The following is an 18,202-nucleotide window of genomic DNA, read 5'->3' on the forward strand; positions in this document are numbered from 1 at the left end:
CAAACGCTTCCGCCACTGTCAAGATTCCGAACCGGCGATCAGAGGAAAATCTCGACCGGAGTCGTCATTGCTTAGCGCGCGATATCTTCGATGAGTGCGCGCAACGGTTCTGCCACCGACCAGGCCTGTGCGAAACAACCGCGAGGGAGATGAGGGGCTTGGCCATCGAAGATTTCCGATACCTGGCCGATGCAAGCTTCGTCCAGATGCGCCTCCAAGCCCGCGAGAAATTCGCGCGCCTCCCGCCGCGCCGCCGGCTCGCCGCCATGCTTCCTGACCCAGGCCGTCACGAAGGGACCCAGCAGAAACGGCCAGACCGTTCCTTGATGGTACGCTCCGTCCCGTTCCGCGACGGTTCCCACATAGACGGGACAGAACCGAATATCCTCCGGCGCAAGCGTACGAAGCCCCACCGGGGTCAGGAGGCGTTCCTTTAAGACTTGCAACACCTGCAGCGCCTGTGAGCCGGGCACCAACTCATCATCCAGCGCCAGGGCGTAGACCTGGTTCGGGCGGAGCGAGGCATCGTCACCGGTCGGTCCATCCACGACATCAAACAGGTATCGCCCCGCCGGATACCAGAAGCGCGCACGGAACGACTCGACCGCTCGCCGGCGATCTTGTCGACAGCGCTCCGCATAGGCCGGCTCACCGCACTGGTCCGCCCACGACGCCGCAATGGCCAGGGCTCGCACCCACAGAGCCTGAACCTCGACCGGCTTTCCGTGCCTCGGCGTCACGACCCACTCGCCCACCTTGACATCCATCCACGTCAATTGGACGCCGTCGATGCCGCCGGTCACCAGCCCATCGTCATCGACGCGAATACCGTATCGAGTTCCGCACCGATACCCCTCGACAATCTGCTTGATCGCAGGCCAAGCCACCTTGCGAATCCCGTCGAAGTCACGACTGTAGTGCAGGTACCGATCCACCGCATGGACGAACCAGAGCGACGCATCGATGCTGTTATAGTCCGGCGCGCCGCCCTCCGTGAACCGATTCGGCACCATGCCCTGCGACAGCTCCGACGCGAAGGCCTCGATAACCTGCCGAGCAATGTCATATCGCCCCGTAACCAGGCAGAGGCCCGGCAAGGCAATGCACGCATCGCGCCCCCAATCGGCAAACCAGGGATATCCCGCCATCACGGTATGCCCCGTCCCACGCCGGCTTAGGAACGCTTCCGTCGCTTCCCACAATCTCCGCACCAGGGGATCTTCCGTCGGTCTGGAACGGGCGCGGCCTTCCCGACGACGACCCTCTGCGGTCAAGCTCAGAGCGACATCCACCGCAGCATTCGCCTCGGTCGTCAACACCAGCTCAGCCGATTTTCCAAGTCCGAGCGTAAATTGCCATTCACCCGGCGACCACCAATCCTCGACATGATCGAGTCCCCGCTCCCGCTCGATCGGATACTCCACCTGGCGATACCAATAGGGCTCGTGACGATACGTACCGTTGTGGAGGGCTTGCACGGCCGGCAGGGTTCGATAGGGCTGCCAGGTCACCCGCCCTTCGCTCATTTCGGCCGCCGGGCGCAGGTGGACGTTTTCCTGGTGCAAGGCGTGAAAATCGCGGCCTGAGAGCATCGGCCGCACGCGCAGCACGATCGCAGCCGTGGACGGCGCGTCCAGACTCCATCGCACGATGACCAGATCCCGTCCCGGAAGACAACAGATCTCGCGCCGCAGAGTGATCCCCGCGACGTGATACCGCCAGGTCGGCCAGGGAACGGGCGAAAACGCGTCACAATACCGAAACCCTTCCGGATCAACGGCGCCGCGATACAGATTCGTCGAGAGGGCTATGGACTGTCCGTCCAGATCGACCCGTTCTTCAAGGTGATTCACCAAGACCACGCGATCGAGCGGCGGATTCCTGGCCACCAACAGCAGGGCGTGGTACCTCCGGCTGTTCGCCCCGGCGACGGTCCCGCTGGCGTACCCACCCAGCCCGTTGGTCTCCAACCATTCGAGACTCACGGCACGATCGAGGTCTTGGCAGGTTCTGGTGTCGACCGTCACGGTCATTCCCCCGACTGTTGAATGAGCTTGGCGACGAGTCCCGTCCAGCCGGTTTGATGCGAGGCTCCGATGCCCGCCCCGTTGTCGCCATGGAAATATTCGTAAAACAGAATCACGTCTCGCCAATGCGGATCGCGTTGGAACCGCTCCGTTCCGCCGTAGACCGGCCGCCGCCCGTCCGGTCCGCGAAGAAAGATGTGCGTCAGGCGACGCGACAGTTCTGCGGCCACTTGCGCGAGATTCAGCTTGCGCCCCGAACCGGTCGGATATTCGACGAGGAAAGCATCCCCCAGAAAATAGTGGAACTTCTGCAGGGACTCGATGAGGAGATAGTTCACGGGAAACCACACGGGCCCGCGCCAATTGGAATTGCCGCCGAACAGCCCGTTCGTCGATTCCGCCGGCTGGTACTCGACGCGATGGTGAAACCCCATCGCCGAAAAGACATAGGGATGGTCGTGGTGGTGGCGGGACAGAGCCCGCACGCCATAGGGCGACAGGAACTCCTGCTCGTTCAGCAGGTAGTGCAGCACGCGCATCAGCCGATGGCGGTTGACAAGCGATAGGAAGCGGCGCACCTCGCCGTCCTGCGACTGGGTCTCGATATGTTGACCGAAATCCTGACGGTTCTCGATGAACCATTGCATCCGATGCTTGAACCGCGGCAGCCGGTCGATCAATTCGGAGTTGAGGGTCTCCACCGCAAAGAGCGGAATGAGCCCGACCATCGATCGAAGTTTCATGGGAAACGTTTTGCCATCCGGCAGGTGCAACACATCGTAAAAGAATCCGTCTTCTTTGTTCCAGAGTTCGATCTTCTCGCCGCCGATATTGTTCATCGCCCGACAGATGTAGACGAAATGCTCGAAGAACTTGCTCGCGACATCTTCGTAGGCGCGATCCTCACGCGCCAATTCCAGCGCAATCGTCAACATGTTGAGACAGTACATCCCCATCCAACTGGTGGCATCCGACTGTTCGATGTGGCCTCCGGTCGGAAGCGGTTTGCTCCGATCGAACACGCCGATATTGTCCAGCCCTAAAAATCCGCCTTGGAAGATATTCTTCCCCTCGGCATCCTTACGGTTCACCCACCAGGTGAAGTTGAGCAGGAGCTTGTGGAACACCCGTTCCAGAAAGATACGATCTCCCACGCCCTTCCGCTTCTTTTCGATTTTGTAGACCCGCCACGTCGCCCAGGCATGCACCGGCGGGTTCACGTCTCCCAACGCCCATTCATAGGCGGGAATTTGGCCGTTGGGATGCATGTACCACTCCCGCAACATCAGGACGAGCTGATCCTTGGCAAATCGGGAATCGACCAGCGCAAGGGGCAGGCAATGAAAGGCCAGATCCCAAGCCGCATACCAGGGATACTCCCATTTATCCGGCATGGAAATGACGTCGGCGTTATAGAGATGCATCCACTCGCTGTTTCGGCCACGTAGGCGTTCCGGCGGCGGCTCCGGTCCGGCCGGGTCCCCCTTAAGCCAGCGATCGACTTCATAGTGATAAAACTGTTTGGTCCAGAGCAACCCGGCAAAGGCCTGGCGCTGCACCAGTCGCGCGTCATCCGAGACATTCGGAGCAGCGAGGCCCGCATAAAATTCATCCGCCTCGCGCATACGGCTCGCAAAGACTTCTTCGAAGGGCCCGAGATCCGGCGCCGCCTCGCCGGTTTCGTTGGTGAACCGTAGTCGAAGCGTCACCGCCTGGCCTGGTTCCACCATCAGCCGATAGAGGGCTGCCGCCTTCGATCCGACCTGCTCGGGATTGACCGCGCGCTGGTCGCCATGGACGATATAGTCGTTGATGCCGTCCTTCACATACGAAGCCCCGTCGGCATCGCCGTAGAGGCGGCGAGTGTTCGTCTCGTTTTCGGTAAATAACAACGGCGGAGCCCCATCGCACAACAGCCGCCGCCGGCCGTAATAGTCATGATCGAACTCGACGGTGCTGACGGAGGCGGTAGACGGCCCCTGTCGCATTCGCGGGCGTCGGACATCCAGCCCCCAGGACCAGGTGTTGCGAAACCAGAGTGTCGGGAGCACCGTCAAATCGGCTGGGTCCGGACCACGGTTAGCGATCGTGATCCGCCAGAGCAGGTCTTCCGGCGTCGCCTTGGCATATTCCACGAACACATCGAAATATCGGTCCCCCTCGAACACCCCCGTGTCGAGCAGTTCGAACTCCGAATCGGTCCGACCGCGCCGTTGATTTTCCGCGACCAACCGACTGTAGGGAAATGCCGCTTGAGGATATTTGTAGAGACACTTCATGTAGGAATGCGTCGGCGTGGAGTCGAGGTAGAAATAGTACTCCTTGACATCCTCCCCATGATTGCCTTCATTGCCGGTCAGACCGAACAGCCGTTCCTTCAGGATGGGGTCGCGTCCATTCCAAAGCGCTAACGCCAGACAGATGAATTGATGGCGATCGCAGAGGCCGGCCAATCCATCCTCGTTCCATCGATAGGCCTTGGATCGAGCATGGTCGTGCGGCACGGCCTCCCACGCTGTCCCGAAGGGGCTGTAGTCTTCACGAACCGTTCCCCAGGCCCGTTCGCTGAGATAGGGCCCCCACCGCTTCCAGTGTCGCTTGCGTTGGTCATCCTCGGCCAGCCGCCGTTGCTCGGCCGGCTGGTCCATCTGTGCCTCGTCCTTCGTTTCTCCCGACATCACGCAGGGCCCTCTCATGCCAAGATGCATCGTCCGAGCATGCGCAGCATGCTCCGGGCACGGGAAAGATGCAACTGCAATCCCCGTCGGAAGCTGGAGGTCGGTAGAGTCTATTCGGTCAGAGGACGGTCACGAGGACCGGGAGTATTGAGGGGCTACGGGAGGGAAGTGGAGAGCCGTGGCCTAGGACCACACGACGCTCTCCTGATTCATCAGGTAGTCGATGACTTCGATGCTGTCACGCAACTGGAGTTGGGCTCGCTCGGACATCGGCAGGATCGCGCCGACGAGCTTGCCCGATTCCACCTCGGACAGGTTGGGAATTCCGTCATTGCTTCGCTTTTCGAGTTCGGATCGATAACTGGCCACTTGGTGCCTCCAATCTCTTGTCGGCTGCGTTAAAGCAATTCTTAAGCCAGGACGAGTATCCGTGAGATCCTGCGTAGGGAAAAGCATAGCACAGGCCTCGTAGGGAACTGGGAAAGCGAGGTAACCGCTCAATTTGTGACTGGTTTCACGAGATCGCTAGTGGGATTCCGCGAGGGGCGGAAGGGCGCCGAGATAGGAAAACCCGCCGATCTTCACTAGCGTCGTGTCAGGACGCAGTCGAAAGTCGTCGCGGGCAACGTCAACGAACCGTGGATCCACCGTCAAATCGGAATCGGGCTTGAGTTCGGGGGCCGCTTGGTGCGGCGTTCCGGGACGGAGATAGTCGGATTCCTTGTTCTGCATCGCATTGTAGGACAGGGTCACCCGGCTTGCGGGCCCCACCACGAAACCGTAGGTGTTGTAACTGACGATGTTTCCCGAAGCCTCGTTTTGAGAGGTCCCCAGGAAGGCGGCGCCGCCGCCGTTCTTCACGAGGGTATTGCCGACCAAGACCGCCCGGGACAGGTCGTTCACGATCACGGCCTCGAAGAGGCTCCGCGTGATGACATTGCGTTCCAATCGCACGGCAGACTTTCCCGCTATGCTGACCCCATGGTCGTTGTCGTGGATCAGATTTCCCCGCAACAGGGCCTGCGAATTCGCGAATTGTACCCCCGTAGTCTCGCTGCCGCCGATGACACAATCTTCGATGCGCACCTCCTCGACCTGTTGGGTGAACAACATGCCCTTCACCCGCACATGATGGAGAAAGATCCCGCGCCCATTGAAGATCCCCATGGCATGACCACCGTGCTCGTTGATGGTCATCCCGGCAATCTCGACGTCGGTGGCGCCGTAAGGCCACTTGCCGACATGAAAGACCCCCACGCGTTCGCGCCCCACGATCGTGACCTGATCCATTCCGGCCCCGATCAGTCGAATCTGTTCCTTGCTATGGATGGTCACGTCCTCGGCATAGGCACCGGGCTTGACGAGAATCGTGTCGCCCTTCTTCGCAGCATCCACCGCCTCCTGAATGGATCGATACTGCCCTGACCCGTCCAAGGCGACCACCAACTCTCGCGACTCCGCCGGAAGCGCAGTCTCCGCCCACAGGGCGGCTGGTCCGGCCAGGCCGATGGCAAGGCAGAAGGCGACGAGTGTGAGGAGGCTTCGCATGATGCTGATGGTCATACAGCCGGATGCGGCGAGAAGTCAATCAGCCGAGATTGCGGCCTCCTGTGCTCCATGGTATCGTCGCGCCCCATGATCCTCGTGGGCCTCACCGGCGGCGTCGCAACGGGCAAGAGCACTGTGGCCAAGATGTTTGCACGCTGCGGGGCCCGGACCATTGATGCGGACGCCTTGGCACGGCTCGTCGTGGAACCGGGCAAACCGGCTTGGCGCGCCATCCTCGCCGCCTTCGGCCGGCAAGTGCTCAACGACGATCGCACGCTCGACCGCGCAGCCCTCGGCGAGATCGTGTTTCGTAACCGAGTCAAACTGCGCCGTCTGGAACGCATCATTCACCCCCGCGTCGCCCGCGCGCAGGCGCAGCTCACCGCCGCCATCGCACGCGCGACCCCCAATGCGGTCATCGTGTACGAAGTCCCGCTCCTGTTCGAAGCAGGCGTCGACCGACGAGTCGACCGCACCGTCGTCGTCACGGCGGACCGCGAGACTCAGATCGTCCGACTCAAGCGCCGCAACGGCTTTACGCGCGCGGAAGCCCTGCGCCGGATCAGAAGCCAACTGCCGATGCGGCAGAAGATTGCCGCCGCCGACTATGTGTTGGACGGCACCACGCCTCGTTCCCGCCTATTTACGCAAGTGAAACGGCTGTATCGCGAATTGCAGCGGCTCGCGTGATCGCCGCTTTTCCCTCGCGGCTGCGGTGTGTTAGCATCCGCCCATGCGACAGGTCGTCATCATCGGGTCCGGCCCGGCCGGACTCACCGCCGCCATCTACAGTGCCCGGGCCAATCTGTCCCCTCTGCTCATCGAGGGCTGGCAGTCCGGCGGCCAATTGACGACCACGACCGAGGTCGAGAATTATCCCGGTTTCTCCAAGGGCATCATGGGTCCCGAGCTGATGAAGGAGATGCGGGCCCAGGCTGAGCGGTTCGGCACGGAGTTCTTGACGGGCGATGTGTCGCGAGTCGACCTCTCGCAACGCCCATTCCATTTGGTCGTGGACGAGGAACAGCGGATCGACACCGAGACCTTGATCGTCGCCACCGGGGCCTCGGCCATTCGCTTGGGACTGCCGAATGAGTCCCGCTTGACCGGGTATGGGGTCTCCACCTGTGCCACCTGCGACGGATATTTCTTTCGTAACAAGGACGTCGTGGTCGTCGGCGGCGGCGACAGCGCCTTGGAGGAAGCGCTCTTCCTCACTAAGTTCGCCAGGACCGTGACGGTGGTTCATCGGCGCGATAAGTTACGGGCCTCCAAAATCATGCAAGAGCGGGCCATGGGCCATGAGAAGATCACCTTCGCATGGAACTCGGTGGTCGAAGACATTCTCGGCCAGGATCATGTCACCGGGGTCCGCCTGAAGAACGTGGTCACCGGCGCCTCGTCCGACCTCGCCGGTTCCGCCCTCTTCGTTGCCATCGGCCACCGTCCCAATACCGACCTCTTCAAGGACCAGCTCGACATGGACGAGAAGGGCTACCTGCGAACCATAGCAGGAACCGCCACGAGCCGTCCGGGCGTCTTTGCCGCAGGCGACGTTCAGGACAGAACATACCGCCAGGCCATCACGGCGGCGGGCACGGGCTGCATGGCGGCGATCGATGCCGAGCGGTTCCTGGAATCACTGCCGCATCACGGCTAAATCCTCCTGAGGATGCTCAAACCGATCGTCCGACAGGCCGGATAACATCATGTATTGCGCGATCGTCCACTACCACGAACTGGCCCTCAAGGGGCGCAACCGTGACTTTTTCGAGCAACGGCTGGTCCGCAATCTGCGCTTGGCCCTTCGAGATCTGACGCTCCGACAGATCCAAGCCATGCAAGGCCGCATCCGCATCACGATTCCCAAGGACGTCGATCCAGCTCAGGTCGCCGATCGGTTACGCAGAGTCTGCGGCCTGTCGAACTTCCTCCTGACGGAATCAGTCCCACTCGATTTGGCCTCTCCGAACCTCACCCCGCTGAAGGAGGCGGCGGTCAGGCAACTGGCCCAGGAGACGTTTCAGTCGTTTCGAGTCACGGCCAAACGAGCCGACAAACGCCTTCCCCTGACCTCGATGGACGTTGAACGCGAGATCGGCGCCCACGTCTGCGCGGTAACGGGAAAACCCGTCAAACTCAAACAGCCGGACCTCACCCTGCATGTCGAACTGTTGACCAGGGAGGCGCACGTCGGCGCCCGAAAGATCAACGGACCAGGCGGCATGCCGGTGGGAACGAGCGGGAAGGTCGCCTGCCTGATTTCAGGCGGAATCGATTCACCGGTTGCGGCCTACCGGATGATCAAGCGGGGCTGCAAGGCCGTCTTCGTCCACTTTTCGGGCCGCCCGTTGGTCAGCCGCGCGTCGGAGGAGAAGGTGCAGGAACTGGTGCAATTGCTGACGACCTATCAGTACCATGCGCGCCTCTTCGTAGTGCCGTTCGGCGAAATCCAACGCGAGATCGTCGCCCAGGCGCCCTCCCCGTTTCGCGTCGTGCTCTATCGGCGGCTCATGGTGCGGATTACGGAAGAGCTGGCCAGGCGGGAAGGCTGTTGGGCCCTGGTCACCGGTGACAGCCTCGGCCAGGTCGCCTCGCAGACCTCGGAAAACCTGTCCGTCATCGAGGCCGCCGCGGAATTGCCGATCTTGCGGCCCCTCATCGGCATGGACAAAATCGAAATCACCGAGCAAGCCCAGCAGCTCGGCACCTTCACCACGTCGATCGAACCGGATCAGGATTGCTGCAAACTCTTCGTGCCGCTCCACCCCAGCACCAGGACCAGGCTGGATGATGTGTTGCGCATCGAACGAGGATTGGAGATCGGTACGTTGGTCAAGCAGGGGATCGAGCGGGCAGAGCAGTCCGAGTTCACTTTTCCTGCATGAGGCGGTCCAACGCCCGTTGCCGCACCAGGCGAAAATGGGCGTTCAGCTCGCGCTCCATCGCGACGGCGACCACCCAATCGGGCACGATGGTCTGGACCTCGACGAGCAACTCGAAATCGGCCCTCGTCTGGGTTCCATCGCCGGCCCCCTCCAACTTCCACTTCCGATGGTAGCGCTTGAAATCGCCGCCCTTCAGGTCCGTCACCAGCCCACCCCCGGGCAGGGGGTGCGACTCGCACAGCAATCGATGCTCGCCCGGCAACAGCGCATGGGAGATGTAGAGGTCGGTGAGCACTCGCCCGTCTTTTTCTTCCAGGTGGGCCAACCGCATCTGGGTCTCGAAGAGCTCAGGCCACTTGCGGTACTCCGCCAGGATGGAATGGATGACCGCGGGACTCCCCGGGAAAAGGAGGGTGGCCTTGGCTCGAACGCCGCCCTGAGGATCAGGCTGCACCACGAGCGCCCTGAGCAAATGCTCAGACCCGATTTCTCCGGCCAAGGCCGAACCGCCCGACAACGACAGGGCCGCAGCCAGGCCGAGGCAGAGAACTGTATGGACAGAAACCAGACGCCACATGGGAAATGGGTACGTATCCGTCACGCGAGTGGACCCTTAAATTATACTGATCACGGCGCCCTAGTGCGAGGCTGGAAATCAGCCGACGCGCCGGACTGCCGGGACGGGAACGATCGCGCGGCGCGCCCCATCACGCCGGTTCGCGACCGTCGGTGGGACTGTGTTACCATGCCCGACCACCGGAGGAGAGCCGATCCATGCACCGATTTCAACTGAGGCGAGTTCCCGTTCTGCTGATCACCGCCCTGATCGCTTGCACCATTCCCGCGCTTGCCTTGGCGCAAGCCCCGACCGATTCGTCCGCCACCACGGAACAGTCCTGTAGCTTCGGTATGGCCAAGGGTGAGCCCACCCAGCGCTGCCTCGTGCCGATCCCTGACGGCTGCGTAATCGCAAAATTCCCGGGAACCAACAAGCCTTGGACGACCGTATCGAAAGCGGGCCGCACGTACTGCAAATTCGACGAGAAGGCCACGGACTGGAAAACGCGGATCACCGGCCAATGCGGCAAATGCGATTCTCCCCACTGCACCGGACAATTCATGGTGCGCTTCGACTGCTCCAAACCATAATGGCCGCAGACGCCCTGACGGAACACATCAAACAGGCGGCCCTCGACCTCGGGTTCTCCGTCGTCGGCATCAGCACCTTCCTCTCCGGCCATTCAACGCAAGACTCTGCGCCAAACCGGGAACTCCTTCCGGACCAGCTGGGCGCTCGCCTGCGTGAATGGCTTCGACGCGGATACCAGGCCACCATGGCCTGGATGGCCAGGGATCCCGACCGTCGGACGAATCCCAGCCATGTGCTGCCGGGCTGCCGTTCGATCATCTCCGTCGGCATGAACTACTACACGGCCCGCCAGGCCGACGAACGTCCGGGAAACGGACGCATCGCGCGGTACGCCTGGGGCAGGGACTATCACCGTATCCTGGGCGACCGGTTGGATCGGTTCGTCGAACACATCGACCGACTCGCCCCGGGAAGCCGTCATCGCGCCTACGTGGATACCGGCCCGGTGATGGAAAAGGCCTGGGCTCAGCAAGCGGGCTTGGGCTGGATCGGGAAACACTCGAACCTCGTCTCGCCTCGATTCGGGTCGTGGCTTCTCCTCGGTGAAATCCTCACGACGCTGGAACTCACGCCGGATGAGCCCGGCACGGACCTCTGCGGCACCTGCACCCTCTGTATCCAAGCCTGCCCCACCGGGGCGATCACGGAACCCTATGTCGTGGATGCGGGCCGCTGCATTTCTTACCTCACAATCGAATTGCGCGGGAGCGATCCCCCCTTGCCGGACGACCTCCGTCGTGGCATCGGCAACAAAATTTTCGGCTGCGACGACTGCCTGGATGTCTGCCCCTATAACCTTCAAGCAGACCCGACGCAGGAACCCGGCTTTCAACCCAGCCCCTTGACTGCCGCCCCGTCGCTGGAAGCCCTGGCGCAGTTGGACGAACCGGCCTTCGCCGCCGCGTTTAGAGAAAGCCCCATCCGCCGAGCCAAGCACATCGGGTTTCAACGGAACCTGGCTTGGGCCATGGCCAATCAACAGCGGCGATCCGAGTCCGTCGCCTCCGACGACAGGCCCTGACCACCCCACTGTTCCTCTCGCGGGGTTAGTGATAGGCTACGGACCACGGCACCATGCAGGCACCCACCCTTCTGATCGTCGAAGATGAAGAACGGATGCGTCGGCTGTTCGAGCTGGTGCTGAAGCCGGCCGGCTACAACCTCCTCTTCGCCTCATCCGGCGGCGAAGCGATTCACCTCATTCAAGAGCAGGGCACCATCGACCTGATCATCACGGACCTCCAACTCGGCGGATTGTCCGGCATGGATGTGTTGGAGGCGGCACGCCAACACCTGCCGGACGTGCCGGTCCTCATCGTCACCGGCTATGGGACCGTGAAGTCGGCGGTCGAGGCCATGCAGAAGGGCGCCTACGACTACATCTCCAAACCAGTGGATAACGATGAGCTGAAGATCCTCATCGCACGGGCGCTCCAAGTCCGCCGCCTCTCCCGCGACAACCGGACCCTGCGGGCCGGCCTGCAGGAACAGTTCGGGTTCGACCGCATCGTCGGCGTCTCCAAAGAAATGGAACTCGTCAAACGCCTGGCCCAGGAGGTCGCGCAGACCGATGCGACCGTCCTCATCACCGGCGAAAGCGGTACGGGCAAGGACCTGCTCGCGCGCGCCATTCATCTCGCCGGCCCGCGCGCCCAAGGGCCGATGGTGGCGGTCAACTGCGCCGGGATTCCCGAACACCTGATGGAATCGGAACTGTTCGGGTACGAAAAGGGCGCCTTCACCGACGCGAAGAAATCCAAGCCGGGCCGTTTTCAACTCGCCGACCACGGGACGCTCTTCCTAGATGAAATCGGAGAAATGAGTCTGACGGCACAGGCCAAACTCCTCCGTGTGCTGGAACAGCATGTCGTGGAGCCGCTCGGAGCCGTGCGAAGCCAGGCCGTGAACATCCGGGTCATTGCCGCCACCAACCAGGAACTGCCGGAACTCATCAAGGCTGGGCGATTCCGCCTGGATCTCTACTATCGGCTAAACGTGTACCAGCTCAGAATCCCCGCCTTGCGGGAACGGCCGGAGGACATCGAGCCGATCCTGACCCAATTCCTGGAGCGGGCCCGAAAGGAACGCGGCTGCCGCATCAAGGGGGTCACGCCGGAGGCACTCACCCGGCTGAAACAGTATCCCTGGCCCGGCAACGTCCGCGAACTCCACAATGTCGTGGAATGGCTGACCATCACCTGCAAAGAGGGATCGGTGACGATGGACCACCTGCCGGTCTCGTTGAACAAGCCCCAGCCTTATCAGGCCGCTCAGACGGCCGAACCGCCCTCTCTACTCGCGCTGGGCCTGTCGGTGGAAGAGGTCGAGAAGGCCATGTTGGTCGAGGCCCTGGAAAAAACGGGCGGGAACATCTCTGAAGCCAGCCGCCTGCTGAAGATCACCCGCAACACGCTGCGCTACCGCATGGCGAAGTACAACCTTTCACAGCCCTAGGCTGATGCGCCGGATAGGACGAACCGGAGGGCTCCAACGAAAATTTCTCCTCGCGCTGCTGATCGTCGGCCTCATCCCCGGCATCGTCGCGCTGGTCGCCACCTACCGATCCAGTACCGCCAGTCTCAAACAGGCGATCGGCGAGGGCTTTCAGGAAATCGCGCGCTCGACCGCCATCCGCCTTGCCTCGGCGGTGGATACGGAAATCGACCGCGTCGTCCGCTTGGCGCTGGCCCCGCTGCCGGTGCAACGATCGGTCATGCTGGCCGACCAGCGGACCGCCCCACTCCCAGAGGCCGCCGAGAGCGTTCGTTATCTCCGTGAATGGGCCCGGGAATCGAAGCACCTCCTACGGGTGACCCTCACCGATCGCCTGGGCCGAGTTGTAGCCTCGACAGACCCACACCTCACCCCAAACCAGGCCTCCCAGACTTGGTGGCAGGAAACCATGCAGGCATCACGGGGGCAGGCCTTCGTCGGCACCCTTGCCTTCGATGCCGACGCGAACGACATGGTCTTCGAGGTCGCCGTGCCCATCCTTGCGGACGCCCAGGAGAATCCCATCGGCGCGATCGGTCTGGTCGTCAGGCGCACCCTCCTCACCGAGATGATCCTGCCGATCCACATCGGCGACAGCGGTCACGGCATGTTGCTCGACACACAAGGCACCCCCTTGATCTGCCCGGTCCTCCCCCCGACCGCCCACTTGATTCCGCCGGCCTTGATGAACCGCCTCACCACTGACCGTCCGTCGTGGTTGGTCGCAGAGGACGACGGGCATGGAGGCCACCAGGCCATCGTGGGCGCCGCCCCGGTGCAGTTCACTCACCAGCTGACTGCCGGCAGCCTCGGCGGCGGACGCTGGTTCGCGTTCATCAGGCAGGCGCCGGAGGAAACCTATGCGCCGGTCTATTCGCTGCTGCTCACCGTGGGCCTGATCGGATTCGGGCTGGTGGTCGGCCTGTCCGCGTTAGGGTTCGTGGTCAGCGCCCGCATCGTCAAGCCGATCACCGCCCTCCAGCGCGAGGCGGAAACGCTCCGACAGACCCTGACCCTGCCGGCTCCCTCGGACGAACCGCGGGGCCACGGCCTCCCCACATTAGCAATGGAGTTTCGCACCGGAGACGAGCTGGAAGATCTGGCGGAAAGTTTCATCGCCATGCGGCAGAGGCTAGAAGCGAATCTGGAGACGATCAAAACTCAGCAGCACGAACTCATCCGCCAGGAGAAGCTGGCCTCCGTCGGACAACTCTTGGCTGCCTTGGCCCACGATCTCAGAAATCCCCTCGGCATCATCCGCAGCAGCGCCCAGGTGGTGCTCGATAGGCCGCAGGAGGAGGCCATTCGTCAGGAAATGGTGCGCTACATCATCGATGAAGTCGACAAGCTCTCCCAACGGCTGCACGACTTCCTGCGTTATGCCAGGCAAAAGCCGCCCGACCTGCGACTGTGCCGGCCCGACGAAGTGATGCGCGACGCGTTACGCCAGTGGGACGCGCTGGGTGGCCATGGGCGGATCACGGTGGAACGCCGGTTCGAGAGGTCCCTCCCGTCGATTCAAGTCGATCCCGAACAGATCAAAGAAGCCGTGGTCAATCTCCTGATCAATGCAGGGGAGGCGATGCCGGATGGGGGCACGCTGACCATCACGACGGGCCTGGTCGAAGGCGGTATGGTCGAGCTGCAGGTGGCGGACAACGGAGGCGGGATCGCGCCCGAGCACCTGACCCGCATTTTCGAGCCCTTCTTCACGACGAAGGACTACGGCACGGGACTAGGGCTGACGAACGTGAAGCGATTGGTCGAAGACAACGGGGGGACCTTGGAGATCACCAGCACCCTAGGTCAGGGAACGGCCTGCAGGCTTCGCTTTCGCCCCGCCGCTGCCCAAACCCCCGCTTGAGGAGATTACACTCGCTTGGTCATGCGGGCGAATCGCTCCTGCAGCACCAGCCCGGTGGCGGCCAGGCGTTTGTTGCGAATCGTCTCTCGCACGGCCTCGATCCGCGCCGAAAAGTTGGGATGGGTCTTGAAGAAGGCTTGGTCGTCGCCCTTGAGATCCCGCAGGCGAGATAACAGGCCGATGTACGCCTCCGCGTCATACCCGACCCTGGTCGCGAAGACCTCTCCGACCCGATCGGCATCTGTCTCCTTGTCCTGGTCCAGGCCCTCATCGAGGAGTTTCTTGACTGCGCCGTCGATCACGCCCTTGAACGCGGCGGGATTATTCGTCGCATAGGCCAGCCCCGCTTCGGTGACGCCGGCGAGTCGTTTGCTGCGCTGGATCACATCGAGAATGTGTTTCTCGCTCACGTGGGCAATCTCATGGCCCAAAACCGCGGCGAGTTCCGCTTCATCACGAATCTGGCGCAGGAGCCCCCGCGTCACGAAGATATACCCGGCCGGCGCAGCGAACGCGTTGATCGAATCATGGTTGAGAATGGCGACCCGATAGGGGATGTCGGGCCGGTCCGACGTGTTGGCCACCGCCCTCGCTACGAGGTTGACGTACCGGACCAGTTCCGGTTGGTCGACCACGCCGCCGTACCGCGCGACCACCTGCAGTGCCATTGCCTGCCCGATGGACGACTCCTCTTCATACCCGATCGGCAGGAGACTCCCGACGACGTTGCCCGCCCCGTGGATGACCCCGGCCAGCCGCGGATTGCCTGATTGGCGCGCGACATCTTCCGCTGCACGCTGCACCTCCGCGCAACTGCCGAGCGTGACGGCCAGGACGAGCAGCCCTGCCAGCAGACTCCTGTCACTTCGCATATTCACCGAGCCCTCCCTCCCGCATGAAGTCTTCAACCTCTTGGTCCGACAGGTGATAGGCCGTCATCCGGTCCACGGCTTCCCGATCCTTGGCGGAAATCCCGGCTCGATCCGCATAACTCTCCGAGGCCTTATCCAGCCCCCGCACGCCGGCGGAAGCGGTCGTCTGCGACGCCTCCCCGCCCCTCATGCTCTGACCGAGCTTGGCCAAGGTGTCGCTCTTGCCGGCGGGTTTCACGGCCCCGGTCTTGTTGGCGAAGATCCAACCACGTGTGCCTGACGAGGTCTTCACGTCCAGCCAGGTCCCGTCGCGTCCGACGACCTCCAAAGCCTCGCCGAACTTCACCGTGCCCACGACCGCATCCAGAGAGGTTTTTCCTGCCCGGAGTTGCACGGTCTTGGCCTGCACATAGACCGTTTCCGCGAAGGCCTCGGGACCCCACAGGAATAGGCCGATTCCTAAGACCACCCCCAACCAGCGCAGCGACCGTCCTCTGTTCACCATGGCCTCCCGTTGCCCTTCACTTCGATGTCAGTTCGTAGACCCCGTCCCAATCTGAAGGCGGGGGTGTCTCCCGGTAATGGGTCGCCCGTTCCAGATAAACTCGCGACGGCCCATCCGCCTCGTCAAGAGCGAGAGCCTCGGCAAACCTGGCGCAAGCAGTCGAGAACTCGCGTGCCTTGTAGACCGCCAACCCCTGCCGGTAGAACTCGACGACGCGAGCCCTGTGCTGATCCAACTGCCCCTTCCTCGCAAGCAGTTCGAACACCACCACCGGCTCGTGCTTGCCCTTCACTCGTAACAGATCGATCTCGCGCACTTCAACGTCGTTCTTGGCCAGTTCCGCCGTCCGTTGCCCGATGAGGATCCGGACCCCATAAAACTTGCCCGCCCCTTCCAGACGAGATGCCAAATTCACGGCATCGCCGGTCACGGTATATTCCATCCGCTCCTGGGAGCCCATGTTGCCGACGATGCAGGGTCCGGAATTGATGCCGATGCGGGCGGCGATCGCCGGAAGCCCCTCCTGTGCCCACTGCTCTCGCAGACGAGTCAGTTCGGCCTGGCAATCGAGTGCCGCAAAACAGGCCAGCGAGGCATGGCGCGGGTCCGTCAAGGGCGCGCCGAAGAGGGCCATGATGCCGTCGCCTAGGTACTTGTTCACGTTTCCGCGATGGCCGTTCTTGATGATGGTCGTCATCGCCGAAAGGTAGCGATTGAGCAGCGCCACGAGCTCTTCGGGCGACAGCTGCTCAGAGATGGTGGTGAAGCCCACGATGTCGGAGAAGAAGATCGAGATCTCCTTCTGTTCACCGCCGAGCTTGATGGCCTCGGGATGGCGCATGATCTCTTCCACCACCTCGGCGGACATGTACTTGTCGAAGGCGGCGCGCATAAGCCGACGTTGCCTCCCCTCGGTGACATATTCCACCGTCGCCGCCGCGCCGAACGTGACCGCCAAGGCCACTTCGGGAAATACCAGATCCAGCCAGCGTCCATGGCCGGCGAACGCATGGACGGCCAGGCCATAATAGGCCAGGGCCAGCGCCAGCGTGACGCCGAATTTCACCGGATAGGACCGCGGCAGCATGAAGGCTCCGGCGGAGGTGACACAGAGGACGAGCAACGTGAGGAACGAGAACCACGCAGGGGCCGAACTGAGCGCCCGGCCATGCAGCAGATTGTCCAGGGCCGCCATATGGATCAACACGCCGGGCGTGGCGGACGAGAAGGGCGTCACGCGCAGGTCGTACAGACCGGCCGCCGTGCCCGCGATGAAGATCACCTTATCCTTGAACAGGGTCGGATCGAGCGACGGTCGTTCACCCCGCTGCTGTTGTGCAAAGGCCTGGAGGACCCGGCCGACCGAATACTTCCCCACGTGATAGGTCTGCTCTAAAGGGCCGTGCCAGTCGAGCAGCATCGTGCCGTCCGGCTCCAGCGGGACGCTCCGCGGGCCGATCTGCAGGCGGTCCTCTTCAAGCACCACTTGCTCCGTGCCCAGCAGATGCCGCGCGACCGCCAAGGACAAATGCGGCATCGCCTTGCCGTTCACCAACCCCAACAGGGGAATGCGCCTGGTCGGACCGTCCGCATCGGCGGAGAGGTTGATCACCCCTAAGCCGCGGGCCTGTTGCGCCAGAAGGGGAATCGGCGTCTTCACCCCTGCCTCATGGGGAACGGCCGCCCCCTCTCGGTCTCCCCTCCTCGCGACCGGCACTGTCACCCGGCTCAGCAGATCCGGCGGCAGAGAAGACGGCTCCGCTTGAAAGAGCATCGGCAGGAAGACGTTGCCGGCGGCCGCGAGGTCATCGGCGAAACTGTGGTCGTATTCCTCGGCATTCTCGTCGGGTTCGAAGAACATCACGTCGAACACCACGGCCTTGGCGCCGGCTTCTTTCAGGTACCGCACGACGAAGCCGTGCCGATCGCGAGGCCAGGGCCATCGTCCGAAGGCTTCGAGACTCGACTCATCGATGGCCAGCAACAGGAGGCTGGAATCCGCCTTGGCAGGATCGGCGTACCGCCGCACGAGATGGTCCAACGCCTTGTGTTCCGCCACTTCGAGCCACCGCGTCAGGCGCAGCCCGCCCATCAGGACGAAGACCGCCACCCCCACCGCGAGGGCCGACAGGATTTTCTTGTTGCGAGGGGAGAGGGCCATTCGGGCCGTATGGTAC

At 62.5% G+C, this 18,202-nt stretch carries 15 protein-coding genes; 7 read left to right on the plus strand and 8 right to left on the minus strand.

Annotated elements, in window-relative coordinates; genetic code table 11:
* Positions 1-71: 71 nt before the first annotated feature.
* The 4 genes from HRU82_05990 to HRU82_06005 form a co-directional block, all read right to left on the minus strand.
* On the minus strand, positions 72-2,033 hold the full coding sequence (locus HRU82_05990) for a glycogen debranching enzyme N-terminal domain-containing protein (GenBank protein ID QOJ34526.1): 1,962 nt from the start codon (positions 2,031-2,033) through the stop codon (positions 72-74).
* Positions 2,030-4,675, minus strand: a complete 2,646-nt coding sequence (locus HRU82_05995; protein ID QOJ37123.1) for a glucosidase — start codon at positions 4,673-4,675, stop codon at positions 2,030-2,032. Before HRU82_05995 ends, HRU82_05990 begins: the two co-directional genes overlap by 4 nt.
* A gap of 213 nt (positions 4,676-4,888) precedes the next feature.
* Complete coding sequence (locus tag HRU82_06000) at positions 4,889-5,074, minus strand: hypothetical protein (protein QOJ34527.1); 186 nt, start codon at positions 5,072-5,074, stop codon at positions 4,889-4,891.
* 156 nt (positions 5,075-5,230) lie between these two features.
* Positions 5,231-6,268 carry a right-handed parallel beta-helix repeat-containing protein gene (locus HRU82_06005; GenBank protein ID QOJ34528.1) on the minus strand — a complete coding sequence of 346 codons (1,038 nt, stop codon included), beginning with the start codon at positions 6,266-6,268 and terminating at the stop codon, positions 5,231-5,233.
* Positions 6,269-6,340: 72 nt separating this feature from the next.
* Here HRU82_06005 and HRU82_06010 point away from each other — a divergent pair, with 72 nt between their 5' ends.
* Genes HRU82_06010 through thiI form a run of 3 tightly spaced genes read left to right on the plus strand, consistent with a single transcriptional unit; the run spans position 6,341 to position 9,141 of the window.
* Positions 6,341-6,943, plus strand: coding sequence for a dephospho-CoA kinase (locus tag HRU82_06010; GenBank protein ID QOJ37124.1), 603 nt, complete (start codon positions 6,341-6,343; stop codon positions 6,941-6,943).
* Between the two features lie 43 nt (positions 6,944-6,986).
* Positions 6,987-7,913: a thioredoxin-disulfide reductase gene (trxB, locus tag HRU82_06015; protein ID QOJ34529.1), complete on the plus strand. Its 927-nt coding sequence runs from the start codon at positions 6,987-6,989 to the stop codon at positions 7,911-7,913.
* Positions 7,914-7,962: 49 nt separating this feature from the next.
* Complete coding sequence (gene thiI, locus HRU82_06020; protein ID QOJ34530.1) at positions 7,963-9,141, plus strand: tRNA 4-thiouridine(8) synthase ThiI; 1,179 nt, start codon at positions 7,963-7,965, stop codon at positions 9,139-9,141.
* On the opposite strand, the gene HRU82_06025 is transcribed toward thiI, so the two are convergent.
* On the minus strand, positions 9,125-9,718 hold the full coding sequence (locus HRU82_06025) for a hypothetical protein (GenBank protein QOJ34531.1): 594 nt from the start codon (positions 9,716-9,718) through the stop codon (positions 9,125-9,127). The two genes, thiI and HRU82_06025, sit on opposite strands and share 17 nt — an antisense overlap.
* Before the next feature lie 197 nt (positions 9,719-9,915).
* On the opposite strand from HRU82_06025, the gene HRU82_06030 reads away from it, so the two are divergent.
* Genes HRU82_06030 through HRU82_06045 form a run of 4 tightly spaced genes read left to right on the plus strand, consistent with a single transcriptional unit; the run spans position 9,916 to position 14,648 of the window.
* Positions 9,916-10,290 (plus strand): hypothetical protein, encoded by a 375-nt coding sequence (locus tag HRU82_06030; protein ID QOJ34532.1) that lies wholly within the window; start codon positions 9,916-9,918, stop codon positions 10,288-10,290.
* Positions 10,290-11,312, plus strand: coding sequence for a tRNA epoxyqueuosine(34) reductase QueG (gene queG, locus HRU82_06035; GenBank protein ID QOJ34533.1), 1,023 nt, complete (start codon positions 10,290-10,292; stop codon positions 11,310-11,312). The genes HRU82_06030 and queG overlap by 1 nt, the downstream gene beginning before the upstream one ends.
* Positions 11,313-11,365: 53 nt before the next feature.
* On the plus strand, positions 11,366-12,745 hold the full coding sequence (locus tag HRU82_06040) for a sigma-54-dependent Fis family transcriptional regulator (protein ID QOJ34534.1): 1,380 nt from the start codon (positions 11,366-11,368) through the stop codon (positions 12,743-12,745).
* 4 nt (positions 12,746-12,749) lie between these two features.
* A complete protein-coding gene (locus HRU82_06045) occupies positions 12,750-14,648 on the plus strand; it encodes a HAMP domain-containing protein (GenBank protein ID QOJ34535.1) in 1,899 nt (632 codons plus the stop codon).
* Positions 14,649-14,653: 5 nt separating this feature from the next.
* Here the strand turns inward: HRU82_06045 and HRU82_06050 are convergent, their stop codons facing one another.
* Genes HRU82_06050 through HRU82_06060 form a run of 3 tightly spaced genes read right to left on the minus strand, consistent with a single transcriptional unit; the run spans position 14,654 to position 18,186 of the window.
* Complete coding sequence (locus HRU82_06050; protein ID QOJ34536.1) at positions 14,654-15,526, minus strand: M48 family metalloprotease; 873 nt, start codon at positions 15,524-15,526, stop codon at positions 14,654-14,656.
* Positions 15,510-16,025, minus strand: a complete 516-nt coding sequence (locus HRU82_06055; GenBank protein ID QOJ34537.1) for an SH3 domain-containing protein — start codon at positions 16,023-16,025, stop codon at positions 15,510-15,512. The genes HRU82_06050 and HRU82_06055 overlap by 17 nt, the downstream gene beginning before the upstream one ends.
* Positions 16,026-16,041: 16 nt before the next feature.
* Positions 16,042-18,186, minus strand: coding sequence for an adenylate/guanylate cyclase domain-containing protein (locus HRU82_06060; GenBank protein QOJ34538.1), 2,145 nt, complete (start codon positions 18,184-18,186; stop codon positions 16,042-16,044).
* Positions 18,187-18,202 lie beyond the last annotated feature (16 nt).

The organism is Nitrospira sp. (assembly GCA_015709715.1).
In the GTDB taxonomy this organism is placed as follows: Bacteria; Nitrospirota; Nitrospiria; order Nitrospirales; family Nitrospiraceae; genus Nitrospira_A.

Coding starts and splice junctions, on each gene's coding strand:
- HRU82_05990 (QOJ34526.1), bottom strand. CDS start 2,033: ATGACCGTGACGGTCGACACCAGAACCTGCCAAGACCTCGATCGTGCC.
- HRU82_05995 (QOJ37123.1), bottom strand. CDS start 4,675: ATGGACCAGCCGGCCGAGCAACGGCGGCTGGCCGAGGATGACCAACGC.
- HRU82_06005 (QOJ34528.1), bottom strand. CDS start 6,268: ATGACCATCAGCATCATGCGAAGCCTCCTCACACTCGTCGCCTTCTGC.
- HRU82_06010 (QOJ37124.1), top strand. CDS start 6,341: ATGATCCTCGTGGGCCTCACCGGCGGCGTCGCAACGGGCAAGAGCACT.
- trxB (QOJ34529.1), top strand. CDS start 6,987: ATGCGACAGGTCGTCATCATCGGGTCCGGCCCGGCCGGACTCACCGCC.
- thiI (QOJ34530.1), top strand. CDS start 7,963: ATGTATTGCGCGATCGTCCACTACCACGAACTGGCCCTCAAGGGGCGC.
- HRU82_06025 (QOJ34531.1), bottom strand. CDS start 9,718: ATGTGGCGTCTGGTTTCTGTCCATACAGTTCTCTGCCTCGGCCTGGCT.
- HRU82_06030 (QOJ34532.1), top strand. CDS start 9,916: ATGCACCGATTTCAACTGAGGCGAGTTCCCGTTCTGCTGATCACCGCC.
- queG (QOJ34533.1), top strand. CDS start 10,290: ATGGCCGCAGACGCCCTGACGGAACACATCAAACAGGCGGCCCTCGAC.
- HRU82_06040 (QOJ34534.1), top strand. CDS start 11,366: ATGCAGGCACCCACCCTTCTGATCGTCGAAGATGAAGAACGGATGCGT.
- HRU82_06045 (QOJ34535.1), top strand. CDS start 12,750: ATGCGCCGGATAGGACGAACCGGAGGGCTCCAACGAAAATTTCTCCTC.
- HRU82_06055 (QOJ34537.1), bottom strand. CDS start 16,025: ATGGTGAACAGAGGACGGTCGCTGCGCTGGTTGGGGGTGGTCTTAGGA.
- HRU82_06060 (QOJ34538.1), bottom strand. CDS start 18,186: ATGGCCCTCTCCCCTCGCAACAAGAAAATCCTGTCGGCCCTCGCGGTG.